At 63.4% G+C, this 21,305-nt stretch carries 15 protein-coding genes and 1 pseudogene; 10 read left to right on the top strand and 6 right to left on the bottom strand.

Annotated features, from left to right (window positions below):
• Positions 1–43: 43 nt before the first annotated feature.
• On the bottom strand, positions 44–3,985 hold the full coding sequence (gene purL, locus LUN51_RS12220; protein ID WP_277811488.1) for a phosphoribosylformylglycinamidine synthase: 3,942 nt from the start codon (positions 3,983–3,985) through the stop codon (positions 44–46).
• 191 nt (positions 3,986–4,176) lie between these two features.
• On the opposite strand from purL, the gene mltF reads away from it, so the two are divergent.
• Positions 4,177–5,634, top strand: a complete 1,458-nt coding sequence (mltF, locus tag LUN51_RS12215; protein WP_277811487.1) for a membrane-bound lytic murein transglycosylase MltF — start codon at positions 4,177–4,179, stop codon at positions 5,632–5,634.
• Position 5,635: 1 nt separating this feature from the next.
• Here the strand turns inward: mltF and tadA are convergent, their stop codons facing one another.
• Positions 5,636–6,091, bottom strand: a complete 456-nt coding sequence (gene tadA / locus LUN51_RS12210; protein WP_277811486.1) for a tRNA adenosine(34) deaminase TadA — start codon at positions 6,089–6,091, stop codon at positions 5,636–5,638.
• 72 nt (positions 6,092–6,163) lie between these two features.
• On the opposite strand from tadA, the gene LUN51_RS12205 reads away from it, so the two are divergent.
• Entirely contained in the window at positions 6,164–6,970 is an 807-nt protein-coding gene (locus LUN51_RS12205; RefSeq protein ID WP_277811485.1) for an acyl-CoA thioesterase, read from the top strand.
• Positions 6,971–7,184: 214 nt separating this feature from the next.
• Entirely contained in the window at positions 7,185–8,891 is a 1,707-nt protein-coding gene (locus tag LUN51_RS12200; RefSeq protein ID WP_277811484.1) for a hypothetical protein, read from the top strand.
• Positions 8,892–9,034: 143 nt separating this feature from the next.
• On the opposite strand, the gene LUN51_RS12195 is transcribed toward LUN51_RS12200, so the two are convergent.
• A complete protein-coding gene (locus LUN51_RS12195; protein ID WP_277811483.1) occupies positions 9,035–10,090 on the bottom strand; it encodes an NAD(P)-dependent alcohol dehydrogenase in 1,056 nt (351 codons plus the stop codon).
• Between the two features lie 229 nt (positions 10,091–10,319).
• On the opposite strand from LUN51_RS12195, the gene LUN51_RS12190 reads away from it, so the two are divergent.
• Both LUN51_RS12190 and LUN51_RS12185 read left to right on the top strand, forming a co-directional pair.
• A complete protein-coding gene (locus LUN51_RS12190) occupies positions 10,320–11,249 on the top strand; it encodes an AraC family transcriptional regulator (protein WP_277811482.1) in 930 nt (309 codons plus the stop codon).
• A 155-nt stretch (positions 11,250–11,404) separates the two neighbouring features.
• Positions 11,405–13,885: an EAL domain-containing protein gene (locus tag LUN51_RS12185; RefSeq protein WP_277811481.1), complete on the top strand. Its 2,481-nt coding sequence runs from the start codon at positions 11,405–11,407 to the stop codon at positions 13,883–13,885.
• On the opposite strand, the gene LUN51_RS12180 is transcribed toward LUN51_RS12185, so the two are convergent.
• Complete coding sequence (locus tag LUN51_RS12180) at positions 13,878–14,615, bottom strand: sulfite exporter TauE/SafE family protein (RefSeq protein ID WP_277811480.1); 738 nt, start codon at positions 14,613–14,615, stop codon at positions 13,878–13,880. The genes LUN51_RS12185 and LUN51_RS12180 overlap by 8 nt on opposite strands.
• Positions 14,616–14,667: 52 nt before the next feature.
• Positions 14,668–15,453 carry a DeoR/GlpR family DNA-binding transcription regulator gene (locus tag LUN51_RS12175; protein ID WP_246939596.1) on the bottom strand — a complete coding sequence of 262 codons (786 nt, stop codon included), beginning with the start codon at positions 15,451–15,453 and terminating at the stop codon, positions 14,668–14,670.
• Positions 15,454–15,695: 242 nt separating this feature from the next.
• On the opposite strand from LUN51_RS12175, the gene deoC reads away from it, so the two are divergent.
• From deoC to cdd, 5 genes and pseudogenes are all read left to right on the top strand, one after another.
• A complete protein-coding gene (gene deoC, locus LUN51_RS12170) occupies positions 15,696–16,469 on the top strand; it encodes a deoxyribose-phosphate aldolase (RefSeq protein ID WP_277811479.1) in 774 nt (257 codons plus the stop codon).
• A gap of 69 nt (positions 16,470–16,538) precedes the next feature.
• On the top strand, positions 16,539–17,873 hold the full coding sequence (deoA, locus tag LUN51_RS12165; protein ID WP_277811478.1) for a thymidine phosphorylase: 1,335 nt from the start codon (positions 16,539–16,541) through the stop codon (positions 17,871–17,873).
• Positions 17,870–19,167, top strand: a pseudogene (locus LUN51_RS12160) (phosphopentomutase). The gene deoA and the pseudogene LUN51_RS12160 overlap by 4 nt, the downstream one beginning before the upstream one ends.
• A 4-nt stretch (positions 19,168–19,171) precedes the next feature.
• Positions 19,172–19,903: a purine-nucleoside phosphorylase gene (gene deoD, locus LUN51_RS12155; protein ID WP_277811477.1), complete on the top strand. Its 732-nt coding sequence runs from the start codon at positions 19,172–19,174 to the stop codon at positions 19,901–19,903.
• Positions 19,896–20,318, top strand: coding sequence for a cytidine deaminase (gene cdd, locus LUN51_RS12150; protein WP_277811476.1), 423 nt, complete (start codon positions 19,896–19,898; stop codon positions 20,316–20,318). The genes deoD and cdd overlap by 8 nt, the downstream gene beginning before the upstream one ends.
• Before the next feature lie 15 nt (positions 20,319–20,333).
• Here the strand turns inward: cdd and LUN51_RS12145 are convergent, their stop codons facing one another.
• On the bottom strand, positions 20,334–21,263 hold the full coding sequence (locus tag LUN51_RS12145; protein ID WP_277811475.1) for a LysR family transcriptional regulator: 930 nt from the start codon (positions 21,261–21,263) through the stop codon (positions 20,334–20,336).
• Positions 21,264–21,305 lie beyond the last annotated feature (42 nt).

Raw genomic sequence — 21,305 nt, 5'->3', positions numbered from 1 at the left:
GAGAAGCCAACAGGCACCACCATTCGTCACGCAAGGCCGAACATCAATCCACCCAGACGCGCGCGTTACGGAAAAGGCGCATCCAGGCGCCATCCTGCCGCCATTCGTCGGGACGCCAGGAGTTGGTCACCGCCCGTGCCACACGTTCGGGGTGCGGCATCATGATGGTCACGCGTCCATCCGGTGTGGTCAGCCCCGTAATCCCCGCGGAAGAGCCATTGGGGTTGGCGGGATAGCGCGTCGTCACCTGACCATAGTTGTCCACATACCGCATGGCGATCTGATCGCTGGTCTGCATGCCGCGCAAGTGGCCACTGTCACGGAACTCGGCGCGACCCTCGCCGTGCGCCACGGCGATCGGCAGGCGCGAGCCTTCCATCCCGGCCAGCAGGATCGAGGGACTCTTCTCGACCTGGACCATGCTCACGCGCGCCTCGAACTGCTCGGACTCGTTGCGCACGAAACGCGGCCAGTTCTCGGCACCGGGAATCAACGATTTGAGCTGCGAAAGCATCTGGCAGCCGTTGCATACCCCCAGCGAGAAGCTGTCATCACGCTGGAAGAAGCCTTCGAAGGCATCGCGGGCGCGACTGTTGAAAAGCACCGACTTGGCCCAGCCACCGCCAGCGCCGAGCACGTCGCCGTACGAGAAGCCGCCACACGCGACCAGCCCCTTCATGGTCGCCAGATCGACGCGCCCTTCGAGGATGTCACTCATGTGCACGTCGACGGCCGCGAAGCCAGCATGATCGAACGCTGCCGCCATCTCGACATGCCCGTTGACGCCCTGCTCGCGCAATACCGCCACACGAGGTTTCTCGCCACGTCCTACATAGGGCGCGGCGATGTCGTCATCGACATCGAAGCTCGGGTGCGCCGAAAGCCCCGGATCACGAAGATCGAGCAAGGCATCGAATTCGGATTTGGCACATTGCGGATTGTCGCGCAGCGCCTGCATGCGGTAGCTGGTCTCGGTCCAGGTACGCTGCGCGATGGCCCGCGTGGTTTCTAGGAGCGGCTCTTCGAAGAGCGTGACGCGCACCTGATCGTCGTAGCGAGGCCGGGCGACTACACCGCTGGTTTCAAGTCCTGCGGCGGCGAGCTGGGCGAGCACGAACTCGGTGTCGCGGCGATTGACCTGAATCACCGCCCCCAACTCCTCGGCGAACAGGGCATCGAAGGCTTCATAAGCATCGTCGATCAACCAGTCGAGCTTGATCTCCAACCCGCCGCGCGCCGCGAAGGCCATTTCCAGCAACGTCACCAGCAAGCCGCCGTCGCTGCGGTCGTGGTAGGCGAGCAGCTTGCCGTCGGCATTGAGACCCTGAATGACGGCGAAGAAGGCTTTAAGGTCCTCGGCATCCTCGAGATCGGGACACACGTCACCGACCTGCCCATACACCTGCGCCAACGCCGACCCACCGAGACGATTCTGACCACGCCCCAGGTCGATCAGGATCAGATCGCTTTCGTCCTGATCCAGTCGCAACTGCGGGGTCAGGGTGCGCATGGCATCGGTGACCGGCGCGAAACCGGTGATATCGAGCGTCAGCGGCGCGGTGACGCTCTTGTCTTCACGCTCGCCCTTGGCGGTCTCTTCCTGCCACGCGGTGCGCATGGACATCGAGTCCTTGCCCACCGGAATGGCGATGCCGAGCGCCGGGCAGAGTTCCATGCCCACGGCATGTACGGCATCGAACAATGCCTGATTCTCGCCGACGTGCTCAGCAGCGCTCATCCAGTTGGCGGAGAGCTTGACGTCGGAAAGCTTGGCGATCGGCGCCGCTGCCAGGTTGGTGATCGCTTCGGCCACCGCCAAACGCGCACTGGCCGCCGGGTCGACCAATGCCACCGGCGGTCGCTCGCCGAGCGCCATGGCCTCACCCGCATGCGTATCGAAACTCGCCGTGGTCACCGCGCAGTCGGCCACTGGCACCTGCCAGGGACCCACCATTTGATCGCGAGCCACCATCCCCGTGATCGAGCGATCGCCAATAGTGATCAAGAAGCTCTTAGAAGCCACCGTCGGCAGACGTAGCACACGATCCAGCGCCTCACGCAGGTCGAGATTGTCGAGTCCCAGTCCCGGCATGACCAATGAATGACGCTCGAAGGAGCGCGTCATCTTGGGTGGTTTGCCGAACAGCACACTCATCGGGAGGTCGACGGGGCGGGTGTCGAAATGCCCGTCACGGATGTCCAAATGGTGCGCTTCGGTGGCCTCGCCAACCACAGCGTAAGGGCAGCGTTCACGCGCGCACAGCGTATCGAACACCTCGAGATCGTCCGGTACCACCGCCAGCACATAGCGCTCCTGGGCCTCGCTGCACCAGATGGCCAGCGGGCTCATGCCAGGCTCGGCATTGGGCACGTCACGCAACTCGAAACGCCCGCCGCGACCGCCATCCTTGACCAGTTCCGGCAAGGCGTTGGAAAGCCCGCCGGCGCCCACGTCGTGAATGAAACAGAGGGGGTTGTCATCGCCTAGCGCCCAGCAGCGGTCGATGACTTCCTGGGCGCGGCGTTCCATTTCCGGGTTGTCACGCTGCACGGAGGCGAAGTCGAGATCCTCACTAGAGGCACCCGAGGCCATGCTCGAGGCCGCGCCACCGCCAAGGCCGATCAGCATCGCCGGCCCCCCCATCACGATCAGCTTGGCGCCGACCGGGATCTCGCCCTTGGCGACATGGCCCTCGCGAATATTGCCGTAGCCGCCGGCCAGCATCACCGGCTTATGGTAACCGCGCCGCTCAATGCCGCCGGCACCCTCTGCGTCCTGCTCAAAGGTGCGGAAGAAGCCGGTCAGGTTGGGGCGCCCGAACTCGTTGTTGAACGACGCACCACCGATGGGAGCTTTCAGCATGATGTCCAGCGCCGACTGAATGCGCGCGGGCTTGCCGTAATCGAAGGCTTCCCAGGGCTGCACGAACTCGGGAATACGCAGGTTGGAGACCGCAAACCCGGTCAGCCCGGCCTTGGGCTTGCCGCCAACGCCCGTGGCGCCTTCGTCACGAATCTCGCCGCCGGCGCCGGTCGCTGCACCGGGGTGCGGTGCTATAGCCGTCGGGTGGTTGTGGGTTTCCACCTTCATCAAGATATGGATTGGCTCCTGCGTCGCCGCGTAACGCGTTTCCTGCTCGCGGCCCGGCAGCCAAGGCGCGGCGAAGAAGCGTCCAGCTTCGGTGCCACGAATCACGGCGGCGTTATCGCTATAGGCGGAAAGGATCCCGTCGCTGGAACACGCATAGGTGTTCTTGATCATCTTGAACAGCGAATGCGGCTGCTCCTCGCCGTCGACATACCAACCGGCATTGAAGATCTTATGCCGGCAGTGCTCGGAATTGGCCTGCGCGAACATCATCAGTTCGACATCGGTGGGATTGCGATCGAGCCCTTGGAAGGCCTCGAGTAGATAGTCGATCTCGTCGTCGGCCAGCGCCAGCCCCAGAGCATCATTGGCCTCGGCCAGCGCGGCACGCCCACCGCCGAGCACGTCGACCCGCCCCAGCGGCGCCGGCTCGTGCTGCTCGAACAGCTTGGCGGCATCGCTGGCATCGGCCAGCACCGTTTCGGTCATGGGGTCGTGAAGCACCGCGACGAGCGCCGCGAACGTCGCCTCGCCGAGCTTGCCCCCCAGCGTCACGCGGTAGGCAATGCCGCGCTCGATGCGCCGCACCTGATGCAGGCCGCAATTGTGGGCGATATCGGTGGCCTTGGAGGACCACGGCGACAACGTGCCCAGACGCGGCACGACCAGAAACAGCTGGCCTTCGGACTCGGCGTCGGCGCCATCGCGCACGGGACCGTAGGTCAGCAGTTGCGCCAGCACCTCGCGCGCCGTGTCGTCGAGATCCTCCTGGTGGTCGACGAAGTGAACATAATCGGCGTGCAACGCCTCGACCTCGGGCACGGCATCACGCAACGCGGCTAACAGCTTGGCATGGCGGAAAGCGGAAAGGGCGGGCGCTCCTCGCAGTTCGAGCATGTCGAATAGGCCTCTGGGACAACAGGTAGACGATGCCGCGGGCGGCGGCCAATGAGCCCCCATGATAATGGAAAAGCCGCTCACGGGCGAAGACGCCTTCACGCCCCCATCCATTGCGTGGAATCGCCGCCAGGTGACACAAGGCACAACGCCCGCTAAGGTGGCCCCTCTCATCGCTGACTAGAACTGGCATGCTTGATGCTCTCTTACGCTATATGCGTCCAGCTGCGACCGCACTCGTCGCCCTACTGGCGCTGCTGATTCCTGACGGCCGCACGCTCCCAATTCGGGACGCTGCGTTGTCGGAGGTTTTCTCGCGTGACTTTATCCAGGTGTTTACCCGCAATACGCCATCGACCTATTACGAAGGTCGCCACGGCCCGACGGGGTTCGAATACGAGCTGGTACGGCAATTCGCCGAGGAGCTAAACGTCAGCCTGTCGATCGATAGCCAGGGCAGCATCGGCGAGGTGCTCAGCGCCGTGCGCGATGGCCGTGCCGACGTCGGCGCCGCCACCCTGGCGCTCGACCCTGCCGAGCCTGGAGTGAATTACACCCGCCCGATCATGTCGATGCAGCCCATGGTCATCTATCACCATGGCATCACGCCGCCCAAGGCACCAGAAGACCTCCTGGGACTGGACATCGCCGCGCTGCGCGGCTCGGGAACCGGTCATGCCTTACGCGACCTCCAGGCATCCCTCCCCGAGTTGACTTGGCAAGAAACCGACGAACTGGAAGTCACCGACCTCATCGAAATGGTCGAGAACGGCGAGCTTGATGCCGCCGTCGTCTATGCTCATCAATTCAAGCTCAATCGGTTGTTCTTTCCCGACGTTGAGAGTGGCTTTCCTCTTGGCGACCCGCAAAGCCTGGTGTGGGCGCTCCCCAAAAATAGCGGCGTGGCCCTCCTGCAAGCCGCCAATCAGTTTATCGCGCGTCTTCGAGAGCACGGCGACCTGGCGGATCTGATCGCACGCTACTTCGGTCACGACAATTACCTCGAATACGTGGGAGCGAGCCTTTTCATCCGTCATGCCCAAAATCGCTTGCCGCGCTATGAAGACGCTTTCAAGCAAGCGGCACGCGATTCCGGCTTCGACTGGAAACTATTGGCGGCACTGGGCTACCAAGAATCGCACTGGAAGCCGCGTGCGACCTCACCGACCGGCGTGCGCGGCCTGATGATGCTGACCAACGCCACCGCCGCCGAGGTCGGGGTGAGCAACCGACTCGACCCCGAACAGAGCATCGAGGGTGGCGCCATCTACCTCGGCCATGTGAAGGGTCGTCTGCAGGAAGAGATTACCGAGCCAGACCGCACCTGGATGGCGCTTGCCGCCTATAACGTCGGCCTGGGGCACCTCTACGATGCTCAGAAGATCGCCGAAATGCAGGGCGGCGACCCTTACAACTGGATCGACGTACGCAAGGCATTGCCCCTGCTGCAGAAGCAGAAATGGTATAGCAAGGTCCATCACGGCTACGCACGCGGCGGCGAGCCGGTGATTTACGTTCGCAATATTCGTCGTTATTACGAAATTCTCAACTACGTGGATCGCAGTCAACGCCAATTCCACCAGCTCGGCGAACGCGACGATCCGATGTTCCAGGGAACGCCTTTCAACACCGTCCCCCCGGTGCTCTAGGTCAATCGCGCCGGGCAGCGAAAAAGGCCTGCAGGAGTCGCGTCGCGCGCGTGGCCAGCAGCCCGCCTTCCACTTGGACGCGATGGTTGAACCAAGGCTGAGCGAACAAGTTGGCCCGTGACTCGACCATGCCGCTCTTGGGTTCGGCAGCGCCGTACACGACCCGGGCCACGCGCGCATGGATGATCGCCCCGGCGCACATCATGCAAGGCTCCAAGGTGACGAAGAGCGTGCAGCTATCCAGCCGATAATTGCCCAGATGCGCGGCGGCGTCGCGCAAGGCGCGCACCTCGGCATGCCCACTCGGGTCGTGGCATGACACCGGAGCATTGAAGCTCGCGCCCACGACCTCGCCACTGGGTTCGACCACCACCGCACCCACCGGGACCTCACCCGCTTCCAACCCCATGCGCGCTTGATCCAACGCACGGTGCATGTAGAAGGTATCGCTGCGCATCACAGGGGCACTCCGGTATGCTGGTAGAATTGGAACAGTCGTATGAAAACGAGCCATCATAAGGATGCCGACATGACGCACCCCCTCGCCACCCTCGTCGACCTACTGGGCCTAGAAACCCTGGAGGAAAACCTGTTTCGCGGTCGTAGTCAGGACCTCGGGCTTCCTCAGCTGTTCGGCGGCCAGGTACTCGGTCAAGCGCTTTCCGCTGCTACCCGCACGGTCGACGCGACGCGACGCGCGCACTCATTACACGGCTACTTTCTACGCCCTGGCGATGCCAAGCGCCCGGTAGTGTATCAGGTTGATCGCGTGCGCGACGGCGGGAGCTTCACGACCCGGCGTGTCAGCGCCATCCAGAACGGTAAGACCATTTTCTTCTGCAGCGCCTCGTTCCAGGGCGAGGAGCAGGGCTTCGGCCACCAGCGCGAGATGCCCGACCTCGAGTCACCACAGGCGCTGCTCGAGGCCGGCGCCAAAGTACAGCGCTTCGACGGCCATCCCATCGAGTTTCTGCATTTTCCGGATACCACCACCGACATGCCGCGCAAGCGACTGTGGTTCCGCCTCGCTGGCGAATTGCCCGAGGACGGCTCGCTGCATCGCTACCTGCTTGCCTATAGCTCCGATTTCAATCTGCTGACCACCAGCCTCGTCTCGCACGACACCTTTTTCGGTGACCCTCGGCTGCAGATCGCGAGTCTCGATCATGCCCTGTGGTTCCACGACGACGTGACCATCAACGACTGGCTGCTGTATGACATGGAAAGCCCATGGGCCGGCGGAGCCCGGGGATTCTCGCGGGGCAGCATCTACGACCGGCACGGGCGGCTGGTCGCATCGGTGGCGCAGGAAGGGCTGACGCGCCTGCGGGACTGAGCCACACGTATCGCAACGTCTATCTGCATAGAGAGCATGCTACCGACATAACAAACGGTTACCATGGAACCGGTATCGACAGCACCCAAGCGATATAGCCACCAACTCAAGAGTGGCGCGGCATAGCGTGATACACGCCCCTTCCTGCCAATCGCTGCGATACCGGTATCGCACGGCCCGAGCCCGGGAACATCAATGAATACAAGGGAACACCATGTTACGACGCATCTCACTTGTCTGCGTGATGGCCGGCAGCGTGCTTCTGTCAGGTTGCGGACAAGATTCGTCAGACGCACCGCTAGCACATGTTCCGGCTGATACCCCCTTTCTCTTCGCCAATCTCGAAACCATCGACGACGCGACGCTCAACGCCGCACTGGCATCATCAAATGCCTCACTCGCGCAACAGCGTGTCGACCTGCGTCAATTCGCAGAAGAACTGCGCCGCGACGGCGAGGCCGAGTCCCTCGCCAATGTGCTCGATGCACTCGCCGAGGAGCTTGCCGACAAGTCGGACTATCAGCAGGTCGCCGAGCAGATCGGCGTCGACCTGGGCGGTCAGAGCGCTCTCTACGGTCTGGGCCTGAGCCCGGTATTGCGCCTGAGCATCAACGATGCTGAGCGCTACCAGGCTTTCCTGCAACGTCTTGCCGACGCTGCTGGCCAGCCGCTGGAAACCCGCACGCAGGGCGAGCTGGAATACCGCCAGGCACGCCTCGGCGAGGCGCCGCTGCAACTGCTGAGCGCCGTTCATGACGGCCAGGCGGTGCTGGCAGTAGCCCCCACCGAACTGGATGACGACGCACTGCAGCAAGTATTAGGCACGAGCCTGCCCGACAACAGCGTGCAGGATACCCAGCGGCTCAGTGAGTTGGCCGACGCCAAGGACTACCTGCCCTACGGCCTGGGCTATGTCGATACGACACGCTTGGCGACCTTGCTCACCGGCAGCCAGGACCCCATGATTCAGGCCTTTCGCGCATTCGCCGAGCAGACGCAAGGTCAGGCCCCAGAACCGGTCTCGCAGAGCTGCCGCGAGGATGCGACGCGCCTAGCCTCGCGCATGCCTCAACTGAGCGCCGGTTACACCACGCTCGACGCCGCACGCACCGAGCAACGCTTCGATGTGTCATTGGCCGAAGATATCACCGCCCCGCTTGCCTCGCTCACTTCAACACTGCCGGGCCTGGGCAATGACTCGCTTGAGTCTCCCTTCGACCTGGCGGTCGCGCTGCCCATGAACGACCTACGCGATCTGCTGACCCAACAGATCCAACACGTACGTACCGCACCGTTCAACTGCTCGGCGCTCGCCGAACTCAACAACGACCTGGACGAACTCGGTCGTCAGGCCAACATGCTGGCCATGCCCCCGTTCGGTAGCCTGCGCGGCATGCGATTGGTAATCGATGAGCTCACGATGCCCGAGTATAGCGGTCAGCCCGCTATCAAGGGCGCCCTGCTGGTAGCCTCCAGCGACCCCAACGGTCTGATGGCGATCGGCCAGAGCATGCTGCCCGGACTCGCGACACTCTCACTCTCCAGCGACGGCGAACCCCAAGCGCTGCCGCCACAGCTCACCGCGATGCTAGGCGACGCACCGGCCTGGCTGGCCATGACAGACAAGGCACTCGGCGTGGCAACGGGTGAGGGCGAGCAGACGACGCTCAAGTCCTTGCTTCAGGAAGAAACCGGCGAGGCCGGCGAACTGATGCACGTCAAGCTTTCCGGCGACATGTACGCCAAGTGGCTTCAACTTGCCGACGCCTTCGGCAACCTCGCAGGCAACGACGCTGCAGCACTCGAAGAGCAGCTCGATGCCATGCAGAACCAATTCGAGCGAATCGACAACGTCGTAATACGCATGCGTATGGAAGACGACGGCCTGGTCATCAACAACCGTATCGACTGGCAACAGTAACGCCGCCTGCCCAGAGCGCCCGAAGGCGCTCTGGTTCCTGGCAGCACTGCCTTCATGGACCATCCTGCAACTTGCCAGACACGAAAAAGGCGCGGGCATAGCCCGCGCCTGACACGATCACTGGGTAAGTCGTCGCGACTTTCTCAGCCGTTTTGCATCGATGCCATGTCGATGACGAAGCGATAACGCACGTCACCTTTCTGCATGCGATCCCAGGCTTCATTAATGTTCTGGATATCGATCATCTCGACATCGCAGGTGATGCCCTTCTCGGCGCAGAAATCCAGCAGCTCTTGCGTCTCGGGAATCCCACCGATCAGTGAACCGGCCAGCACACGGCGCCGGAAGATCAGATTGGCACCCGCCACACCAGGCTCCAATGGTTGCATCTGGCCGACCAGAATGTGCGTGCCGTCATACTTCAAGGCCTGCAGGTACGGATTCAGGTCGTGCTCGTTCGGCACGGTATCGAGCATGAAGTCGAAGGTCTCGGCGACCGCCGCCATCTGCTCCTCGTCGGTGGAGACCACCACATGATCGGCGCCGTTGGACTTGGCCTCGGCGATCTTGCTCTCGGAGCGCGTGAACAGCGTGACCTCGGCGCCCAGCGCTTGAGCCAGCTTGACCCCCATGTGGCCGAGACCGCCCATACCGATTACGCCGACCTTATGGCCCGGCTTGACGCCGTAATGCTTGAGCGGCGAATAGGTGGTGATACCGGCGCACAGCAGCGGCGCGGCGGACTTGAGGTCGATGCCTTCCGGCATGCGCAGCACGAACCGCTCGCTGACAGTGACCCGGTCTGAATAGCCGCCCTGAGTAAGGCTGCCGTCGTGGCGATCAGGGCTGCCGTAGGTCATGGTGAAGCCTTCGGCACAATACTGCTCCAGACCATCGCCGCACGCCTGACAATGACGGCAAGAATCGACCATGCAACCCACGCCGACCACGTCACCTTCCTTGAAATTGGCGACATCGCTGCCGACGGATGTGACCCGACCGACGATCTCGTGGCCCGGCACGATCGGATACTGCGCCATCCCCCAATCGTCACGCGCGAAGTGCAGATCGCTGTGGCAAACGCCACAGTAGAGGATCTCAATGGCGACATCGTCGGGACGCGGCGTGCGGCGCTCGAAGGCGTATGGCTCGAGTGTCGACTCCGCAGAGTGCATTGCATAGCCCGTGGCTTGTGGCATAGCGAATATCCTATCAATGATGAGTGCAACCGCGTACCGGCTCGGCGAAACGCCCAACCAAGGTCGCGAACATCAACAGTGTGGGCGCCGTCGGCGATTTCCTCTATGCCCGATTCTGTGCAATATTTGCCCAGAGCTCTTATATCGCACCCTTAATCGCCGAATAGACGGCACTTTTCATGCACGATATTATCCTCATGAGTATTCGCCATTGCCGAGGAAGCGCCTCATGTCCCACCCATCGCCCCCTCACTTGACCGCCGTTGGGGCCAGCACCGAGCCTTCCTCGGAGACTCAGCTGGCTGCGAGTTTGGCGTCGCTGACCACTCAGGATGGCTTCACGTCCACCACGCTGCCCGGCGTACAACTGATCGCCTCGCATTGTGGCCACCCGCGCACGCCGCTGATGTACGAGCCCAGCCTGGTGATCATCGTCCAGGGCAACAAGACTGGCTACCTCGGAGAACGCATCATTCACTACGGCGCCGGCCACTATCTGATCCAGGCCATGCCACTACCGTTCGAGTGCGAAACCCACGCGTCCGATACCAAACCTTTGCTGGGCTTATCGGTTAGCCTCGATATGACCATGCTCAGCGACTTGGTAGCGCGCCTGCCATCGACGACTTCCACGCGCATGCCTGCCCCAATGGCTGCCGTATCCATGGACGCCGACATGGAAGAGAACGTGTCGCGACTCATCGACTGTCTCGACGATCCCGAGCAAGCCGCAGCGCTGGGCGATGGGCGTATCCGTGAAGTCCTGTTCACCGCGCTACGCGGGCCGCAGGGCGCTTCGTTGCGTCAACTGGTCGCCTACCATGGCCAATATTCGCGCATCGCCGAGGCGCTGACTTTCCTGCACCGTCACTACACCCGGACCCTGAACGTTGACGCGCTCGCGCAACGCGTCAACATGAGCGCCTCGCATTTCCATCATCACTTCAAGCGCACCACGCAACTCGCACCGATGCAGTACCTCAAGCGCCTGCGCCTGCTCAAGGCGCGCGCCCTGCTCACCCAGCAGGGGCACCAGGTCGCGCAGGCCGCCACTCAGGTGGGGTATCAAAGTGCGTCGCAGTTCAGCCGCGATTACAAACGCTACTTCGGTCGCAGCCCGCTGGAGGACCGACAACGCGCCACACCGGCCGCGTCCTAGGCAGAGGAACGCATGCAAATAGCGACTTTCCTGCACCGATGACGTTATCCTGAGTCCTTGCGCGGCGCCCGCCCAGCACGCGGCCCACTCATCGACGCATCCAGCACGATACCGGCCATGGCCGCACGATGCCTGACCAGGAAAGCGCTGAAAGAATGATCCATCTCACTTCCTCCGCTCCTATCAACGACCCCATCCAAGGCCAATGGGAGCCGGGCTTGATCGTGCTGTCATGCCTGGTGGCGTGGCTTACCGCAGGGCTCGGCTTGCTGATTGGCGAGCGCATGCAAGAAGCCGATAGCCACCTACGCCACGGAATCTGGTTGATCGCCGGCGCCTGCATGATGGGACTTGGCGTGTGGAGCATGCATTTCACCGGCATGTTGGCCCTGCGTCTACCGCTGCCCATGCAATACGATGTGGGGCTGACATTCTTGTCACTACTCCCCGCCGTGCTCGGCAGCGGCTACGCACTACGCATCATGGCCCGACCCATCTCGACGCCGCGCTACTCGGTACTGGGGGGACTGGTGTTGGGTGCGGGTATCGGCACCATGCATTACTTAGGTATGGAGGCCATACGCATGCCCGTCGCCGTACGCTATGACGCCACACTGTTCGTCATGTCGCTCGGCGTCGCGCTGGTACTCGGCGTAGTGGCAATGCTGGCCCACCGCTACTGCGTTCGCCATCGACGCCTGACACACCTCGATCGCCGTCTATTCGGAGTCGCCGCCTGCATCGCACTGGCCATCAGCGGCATGCATTACGTCGCCATGTCCGCCACGTATTACCTCCCGGTACCTGCACCCCATCACATAGTGGAAACATCAGCCTCGTGGCTCGCCATCAGTGTCAGCGGTGTCGTCACGCTGTTATTGCTAGTCGCCGCGCTGAGTGTCGCCATCGACCGGCGCCTGCAGCGCCATTCCCGTCAGTCGACGATGTCGCGCGAGCAGTTGATGGAGGTCATCGCCGCGATCAATGACGCCTTCCTGCTATTCGATGCCCAGGGCCGAATCGTCCTCAGCAACCGCGCCTTCACGGCCATGACCGGTTACACCTCCACCGACATTCAGGGCAAGCCTCTTTCAGTGCTCGAGCACTCCCATGAAAGCGCCCGGATTCATCGCGATATTCGCCGCCACATCATCGACAGTGGACAATGGCAAGGTGAAATCAAGGCACGACGCAAGGATGGCCAGGCGTTTCCCGCTCGCCTCAGTGTCAGCCGCGTCGAATACAGCCGCAGCGCCACCCACCATTATGTCGCCACACTCAACGACTTGAGCGCGCATCGCGAGGCAGAGGCAAAAATCCACCGCCTCGCCCATCACGATACCTTGACTGGGCTGCCCAACCGCCAGGCGCTCTATGCGCGCCTCGACGCCGTGCAAACGCGCGAACAAAGCGGGGCGCTGATCATGCTCGATATCGACAACTTCAAGGCCCTCAACGACTCGCGCGGCAATGCCGTCGGCGACACATTGCTCTTGCATGTCGCGCGACGCCTCAAGCGTTTCGCTCGACACGAACATGACCTGGCGCGCCTGGGCGGCAATGAATTCGCTCTGGTGGTGACCGGCTTGTCATCCGACCGCGATGTCGCCATTGCCGAATTGCAACATCACATGATCACAATGCGACAGGCCATCGGCGGCGTGTACGATCTCGACGGCTTTTCGCACACCACGACGCACAGCCTGGGCGGCGTATGGTTCGGCGCCGACGACGTGGCGACGGACGAGTTGGTCAAACGCGCCAGCCTGGCGCTCTCGCGAGCCAAGCAGGACGGGGGCAACGTGAGTCATGTCTTTCACCCCGAGATGGAAGCCGCCCTCCAGGATCGTCTATGGATGGAAACCGAGCTGCGCCAGGCTACCCAGGACGAGCAGATGCGCTTGTACTACCAGCCCCAGGTCGATGCCGAAGGCAACATCATCGGGGCCGAGACGTTGATTCGCTGGCAGCATCCCGAACGCGGCATGATCTCTCCGGGTGCATTCATCCCCCTCGCCGAAGAAACCGGTTTGATCGTGCCCATCGGGCAATGGGTACTGGCAAGGGCATGCGAGCGACTGGCTCGCTGGGCAGCCGATCCGGCCTTGTCTAACCTGCAGCTGTCCGTCAATGTCAGCGTGCACCAGTTTCAGCAGCACGATTTCGTCGCCCAGGTACTGGCCACGCTCGCCGACCACCAAGCGCCACCTGAGCGCCTGACCCTGGAACTCACCGAGAGCCTGCTACTCGCCAACGTCGAGGGCGTCATAGAGAAGATGATGCAGCTCAAGCACCACGGCGTGAGTTTTTCTCTGGATGACTTCGGCACTGGCTATTCGTCGCTGGCCTATTTAAAGCGTCTGCCTTTCAATGCTTTGAAGATCGATGTTTCCTTCGTGCAAGATGTCCTGGTCGAGGCCAACGATGCCGCTATCGTCAAGACAATCATCGCCCTGGCCGACAGCCTGCAACTAAAAACCGTGGCCGAAGGCGTGGAAACCCTGCCCCAACGCGATTTTCTCGCGCAGCTCGGCTGTCATCATTATCAGGGCTATTATTACGGACGCCCCGCCCCGGCCGAGGCCTTCGAGGCGCTCGTCACGCCACCTCCCGCACAGCACACGACACTCAGATAAGCCCTATCACGCCACGCACGGCGTAGTAACCACCTACCAGGGTAACCAACCAGCGCGTCCAGCCACGAAAGCTGGCATCGGTGAGCCGCTTCAGGATGGCGTTTCCCGAACGCGTCCCCAGGAAACTCAAGGGAATCGCCAACACGATCCAGCCCCACTGCCCCCGCTCCAGTGCCAATACCGCCTGAAAATAAAACACCACCTTGATGGTATGCGCGATGACTTGAATCGCCGCCTTGGAGGCCACCACCGTGCGCCGGTCGAGCCGCGTGCGCACGAAGCCGATATCGATGGTCGGCCCCGATACTCCAGCGGCGATGGTTAAACCGCCGGCTACCAGGCCGCACAGGATGGCATCGACAGGCCGCGAGACATCGAACCGGAACCAGCGACGCGGCAACCATACCAAAACCGGCATAACCCCGATCAAAAGCAACACCACATTTTCGCTGGGGGTGTAACGCAAGCTGGCCAGCAATAGCGCCGCGACCACCACGCCCAGCACGATCCACGCCACGATGTGCCAATCGATGTAACGTCTCGACAGCCAGGCACGCGAGGCATTGGAGCCCATCTGAATGATACCGTGCACGGCGATGGCCGTCGTGGCCGGCATCCACGCCAGCAGAAAGCCCATCAGGATCAAGCCGCCCGCCATACCGAAAACGCCGGACAACGCCGAGGCAAAAAACACCACGCCGAGAAACACCAGAGAAAGAGAAAACGTCATGCCTGTCCCGAACAGCCCCCGCGCCTATTGATCCGCACACATTCGCGCACCCTCACACCACTTTGAGCGTCGGCCAAGCGTGCCCCGGCCGCGCCACCAGGGTGTCACGCAATGCCTCGCCCGCCGCACCGCTGGTCAGCATCACATCGAAGGTCTCGAGGTCAGCGAAAAACGCCGGGCGCACCCGATCGAGCTTGCTCTCGTCGGCGATGAGGATGCGTTGCACGGCGGTTTCCAAGGCCACCTGCTTGGGCACCACCTCGTGGAAGTGAAAGCAGCTCACCCCCTTATCGACGTGCACGCCAGCGGCGGAAATAAACGCCTTGTTGATACCCAAGCGACGAATCGCAGTGACCAGCTCCTCGCCCCCGAAGGATTGCGACACGGGATAGTAGAGCCCGCCGAGCAATACCAGACGCACGTGAGGTAATGCCATTTGCTCGATGGCATTGGCGACGTTGAGCGCGTATGTCACCACCGTCAGCGGCATGTTGGGGTCTAGCTGGGCGAACAACGGGATCAGCGTTGTGCCACAATCCACGAAGATCGTGTCATCGGCCTCGACCATACGCGCCGCCTCGTCGCACATGCGCTGCTTGGCCTGGGCGAAACTGTCCTGCTGAGTGGCGAAGTCGTATCCGGTGGCAACCTGTGGATGCTCGGCCAGCAGCAAGCGCCCGCCCAGCGAGACGATGGTGTCCTGGCTGGCGGCGATGTCGCGGCGTATGGTCATCTCCGATACCTGACAGCGCTGGGCGGCCTCGGCAATCGGCAACATGCCTTCCGCGCGCAGGGTGTCCTGTAGCCATTGAAGGCGCGCCGCACTGCGGCTATTCATTTGCACATCTCCCTCGGCATACCGGTCGACGAGATCGCTCGCCCTTCTCCGGCACATTTTGTTAGCTTAGCCACAAAATTTCTGTTAGAAAATTAACAAAAATGGCTCGACGATAAATACAAGGACATTACCATGTCTGTGACTTCTTTCGCGCCGCCCGGCTCAACGGTCGGCAGCACGACCGACTCATCGCCCCATGCCCCGGCTCTGCCCGGACGCATGCCACTCGGGGACCCACGCCCATGACCGATCTCAAGCCCGTTGCCCGTCAGGCCCTGGCCCTGATGGACCTCACCTCGCTCAACGACGACGATGACAGTGCCCGCATCCAGGCGCTGTGCCGTCGTGCGGACACGCCCGCCGGCCATCCCGCCGCGCTGTGCCTGTACCCGGCCTTCATCGAGGACGCCCAGCGCGAGCTCGACGCCATCGGCCTGACCCGGCGCGTACGCATCGCCACGGTGACCAACTTTCCCGATGGCGCCCCCAACGCCGAGCGCGCCGCCCGGGAAACCCGGCTCGCGGTGGCTGCCGGCGCCGACGAAGTCGATGTGGTTTTCCCCTACCGGGCCCTGCTCGACGGCGCACCCGATGTCGGCCGCTTGCTCGTCGAGGCGTGCCGCGAAGCCTGCGGCGGCGCGACCTTGAAGGTCATCCTCGAGAGCGGCGAGCTCAAGGACCCCGCTCTGATCCGTCAGGCCGCGGAGATCGCTATTACCGCCGGTGCCGACTTCATCAAGACCTCTACCGGCAAGGTTGCCGTCAACGCCACCCTGGAGGCCGCCGAGATCATGCTCGACGCGATCCGCGACAGTGGCCGCGACGTCGGTTTCAAGGCCGCCGGCGGGATTCGCACCACCGAGGACGCCAAGGCCTACCTCGACCTGGCCGCACGGATCATGGGCGCGGCATGGATCAGCCCCGCGCACTTCCGCTTCGGCGCCTCGGGGCTGCTCGATGCCCTGCTCGCCACGCTGGAGGGCGATGAGGCCAAGGCGCCCGGCGACGGTTACTGAACGCGCCTCGGCAGATATCGACATTCAACAGCAGACATCGCAACGACAAAGAACAACACGGTTATCGCCATGCTGATTCAAGACATCATCCGTCGTAAGCGCGACGCCGAGACCCTCGACGCCGACGCCATCCACGCCTTCATGCGCGGCGTCGCCGACGGCAGCGTGGGCGACGCCCAGATCGGCGCCTTCGCCATGGCAGTCGTGCTCAACGGCATGACCCGCGACGAGGCCATCGCGCTGACCGAGGCCACCCGCGATTCCGGCCAGGTCCTGCGCTGGCATGACCTGCACCTCGACGGCCCGGTGCTCGACAAGCACTCCACCGGCGGCGTGGGCGATCTCGTCTCGCTGGTACTGGGGCCGTGGATCGCCGCCTGCGGCGGTCACGTGCCCATGATCTCCGGGCGCGGACTCGGCCATACCGGCGGCACACTGGACAAGCTCGAGGCGATTCCCGGCTATGACGTCACCCCCGACGTCGACCTCTTCCGCCGGCTGGTCAAGGACGTCGGCGTGGCGATCATCGGTCAGACCGGCACCCTCGCCCCCGCCGACAAGCGTCTGTACGGCGTGCGCGACGTGACCGCCACGGTCGAGTCCCTGCCGCTGATCGTGGCCTCGATTCTGGGCAAGAAACTGGCCTGCGGGCTCGACACCCTGGTCATGGACGTCAAGGTCGGCAACGGCTCCTTCATGCCCACGCCCGACGCCTCGCAGGAACTGGCCGAGGCCATCGTCGCCATCGGCAGCGGCGCCGGCACGCCCACCAGCGTGCTGCTGACCGACATGAATCAGCCGCTCGCCGACTGCGCCGGCAATGCCCTGGAAGTGCACGAAGCGCTGCGTCTGCTGAGAGGGGAAGGTCGCGATAGCCGCCTCTACCAGGTCACCCATGCCCTGGCCACGGAAATGCTCGTGCAAGCCGGCCTCGCCGCCGATGCCGCCGACGCCGCGACGCGTCTGGAAACCGCCCTGGCCTCCGGCGAGGCACTGGAACGCTTTTCGCGCATGGTGCATGGCCTCGGTGGCCCGAGCGATCTGGCCGAACGCGCCGAGCACTATTTAGCGCCAGCGCCCTTCACGACCGATGTCGTCGCGCCTCGGGCCGGCACCGTCAACGCCATCGACACCCGCGCGCTTGGGCTCGGCGTCGTCGAACTGGGCGGCGGCCGCCGTAACGCCGGGGATGCCATCGACCATCGCGTCGGGCTTTCGCGAATCGCTGCGCTCGGCCAGCGCGTCGAGGCCGGCCAGCCCCTGCTGCGCCTCCACGCCGCCAGCCAAGCCGATGCCGAGGCCGTCACACGCCAATTAGGCGCAGCCTTCACCCTCGGCGAGGCAGGTAGCGTCACGCCGGCGGCGCCGATCCACGCCACCCTGCGTCAGGAGACATCGTCATGACACGCGCCATCCTGTTGGTACTTGATTCCTTCGGCATCGGCAACGCCCCGGATGCCGCCGCCTTCGGCGATGCAGGGGCGGATACGCTAGGCCATATCGCACGTCACCGTGCCGCTGCCGGCCGACCGCTGGCACTGCCCCATCTGGCAAGCCTCGGGCTCTATCACGCGCACCATCTCGCCACTGGCGAGTGGGCCGAGGGCATCACGCCCCCCGAGACACTCGACGGCGCCTACGCGGCAGCGGCCGAGATCTCTTCGGGCAAGGACACGCCCTCCGGGCATTGGGAGATCGCCGGCGTCCCGGCGCTGTTCGAATGGGGTTACTTTCTCGACAAGACGCAGAGCTTCCCGCCCGATCTTTTGGAAGCGCTGATCGAGCGCGCCGACCTGCCCGGCGTTTTGGGCAACTGCCATGCGTCCGGCATGCCGATACTCGAGGCACTTGGCGAAGAACATATCGCCACTGGCAAGCCCATCGTCTATACCTCAGCGGACTCGGTGTTCCAGATCGCCGCCCACGAGACCCATTTCGGACTCGACCGCTTGTACGCGCTGTGCGAAATCGCCCGTGAACTGCTGATGCCCTACAACATCGGTCGCGTCATCGCCCGCCCTTTCGTCGGCGAAACGGCTTCGGGTTTCATTGGAGAGTCCCCCGAGACCTTCGAGCGCACCGGCAATCGCCGCGACTACGCCATCGAGCCCCCACGCCGACCGTACTCCAAAAGCTGCACGACGACGGCGGCACGGTGCTCGGCGTAGGCAAGATCGGCGATATCTATGCCCATTGCGGCGTTTCGAAAGTGCTCAAGGCCCACGGCCATGACGCGCTGTTCGACGCGACGCTCAAGGCCATCGATGAGGCCGGCGAGCGTTCACTGGAGAATAAGCAGACGCTGGTGATGACCAACTTCGTCGACTTCGACACGCTTTACGGCCACCGGCGCGACCCGGATGGCTACGCCGAGGCACTGGAAGCCTTCGATCGGCGTTTGCCGGAAGTGCTCGCCAAGCTGCGTCCCGAGGACCTGCTGATCCTCACCGCCGATCACGGTAACGATCCGACCTGGACGGGGACCGACCATACGCGCGAAAAAGTCCCCGTGCTTGCCAGCGGCGCGAACTTGGCGCCGGGACCGTTGGGCAACGAGGCCGGTCGTCTGGCGACCTTCGCCGATATCGGCCAGAGCCTGGCGACGCATTTCGGCCTTTCCCCCATGGTCCACGGCACCGCCTTCCTCGATGCCGCGCCGGCCGGCCCATCCTCTCACGCTTCGACGACAGGAGACTGACGCCATGTCGACCCCGCACATCGATGCCCCCGCCGGCGCCTTCGCCGACACCGTGCTCATGCCCGGCGATCCGCTGCGCGCCCAATTCATCGCCGAGACCTTTCTGGACGACGTCGAGTGCGTCAATCGGGTGCGCAACATGCTCGGTTTCACCGGCACCTACCAAGGCCAGCGCATCTCGGTGATGGGCAGCGGCATGGGCATTCCCTCGATCTCGATCTATGCCAAGGAGCTGATCACCGAGTACGGCGTCAAGCGCCTGGTGCGTGTGGGCTCCTGCGGTGCGGTACGCGACGACGTGGCGGTCAACGACATCGTCGTGGGCATGGGCGCGTGTACCGACTCCGGCGTCAATCGCGCCCGCTTCAGGGGGCATGACTTCGCCGCCATCGCCGACTACGCGCTGACCCGCCACGCCGTCGACGCCGCCAGCGCACGGGGCATCCCCGTCAAGGTCGGCAACCTGTTCTCGGCGGATCTCTTCTACTCGCCCGACGAGGCCATGTTCGAGGTCATGAAGCGCCATGGCGTGCTCGGCGTCGAGATGGAAGCCGCCGGGCTGTATGGCGTCGCCGCCGAGTTCGGCGCCCGCGCATTGACCGTGTGCACGGTGTCCGATCATATCCTGAAGGGTGAAGCCCTCGACGCGCAAACGCGCCAGACCGGCTTTCACGACATGATGGCCATCACTCTCGAGGGCCTGTTGCGCGACGACGAGGACACCTCCCATGACTAAGCCGCGTTTCACGCCTCTTTCCGAGGACTCACGCCAGGCGCTGATCGCGGTGCGCGACAGCGCCTACGCGCCCTACTCCCGGCACCCGGTCGGGGCACTGCTGATCGCCGAGAGCGGCCGGCATTATCTGGGCTGCAACGTGGAAAGCGCCAACTTCAAGGGCCTATGCGCCGAAGCCGGCGCCATCAGCGCAATGATCGCGCAGGGCGAGCGCGAGATCGCCACGCTTTACGTCATCGGGCCCGACGAGCATCTATGCACGCCCTGCGGCGACTGCCGCCAACGCATTCGCGAGTTCGTCACGCCGGACACCGTGATCGTCATCCTCGACGGCGAAGGCAATCCGCTCAAGCACTACACCATGGAGCAGTTACTGCCCGACTCCTTCGGGCCGGAGAACCTGCCACCCTCGTGACGCAGGCAACCGGCCTCAAGCATCCCAATACGGCGGCTCGCCGATCGTCGTCTGCAAGTCGTTCAGGAACGCCGCCACCTTGGAGGAGCGCAAGCGGTTTTCCGGAAAGATCGCATGAATGCCTTGCGGGGCGGGCTCACCGGAGGCTTCCCAATCGGACAGCACGGGCGTCAGCCGCCCGGCCTTGAGCTCCGCATGGATCAGCCAGGTCGGGAACAGCACGATGCCCTGTCCCTGCAAAGCTGCTTCCAGCAAGCTTTCCGCATTGTTGCTGCGCAGGTTGCCACGCACCTCCCTGACCCGGTACTTACGCGCGCCGGGATCACGAAAATACCACTGTTGAACGCCGCGCGTGCCCTTGTAGATCAAGCAGTTGTGTTCGGATAACGCGTCCGGCGTCGACGGCATGCCCCAGCGTTCAAGATAGCCAGGCGAAGCGCATACCACGAAGTGTTGCCTGGCCAACTGCCGCGCGACCAGGCTCGAATCGTTCAGGGCCCCCACCCGCACCACGACATCGACGCCTTCTTGTACCGGGTCGATGAAGGCATCGCTGAGCGTCAGCTCCGTCTCGATCCGCGCGTATCTAGCCTGAAAGCTCGCCAGACGTGGCGCGATATGCCGTCGCCCGAAGGCCACCGGGGCGTTGATGCGCAACAGCCCCTGTGGCTGCGAGGCCGTGCCCGCCGCCTGCTCCGTGGCAATATCCAGCGTATCCAGTATCTCGCGCACCTGCTGATAATAACGCTCGCCCACCTCCGTCAGCCGCACCGCGCGCGTATGCCGATAGAGCAGCCGCTGACCCAATGCCTTCTCCAGCGCCGCGATATGTCGCGATACCGACGAGGCCGGCAACCCCTGCTGGCGCGCCGCCGCCGCAAAGCTCCCGGTGGCCGCGACCCGTACGAACAAGCGCAACGCCACCAACGACATCGAGTTGCTCATAATGCAATTCACCTATGCCAAATCACCGCATTGTAGCGATAA

It is taken from the genome of Chromohalobacter canadensis (assembly GCF_029544075.1).
Taxonomy (GTDB): Bacteria; Pseudomonadota; Gammaproteobacteria; order Pseudomonadales; family Halomonadaceae; genus Chromohalobacter; species Chromohalobacter canadensis_A.
Note: the sequence above shows the minus strand (reverse complement) of the source record. Positions and strands in the feature narration are given on the sequence as shown.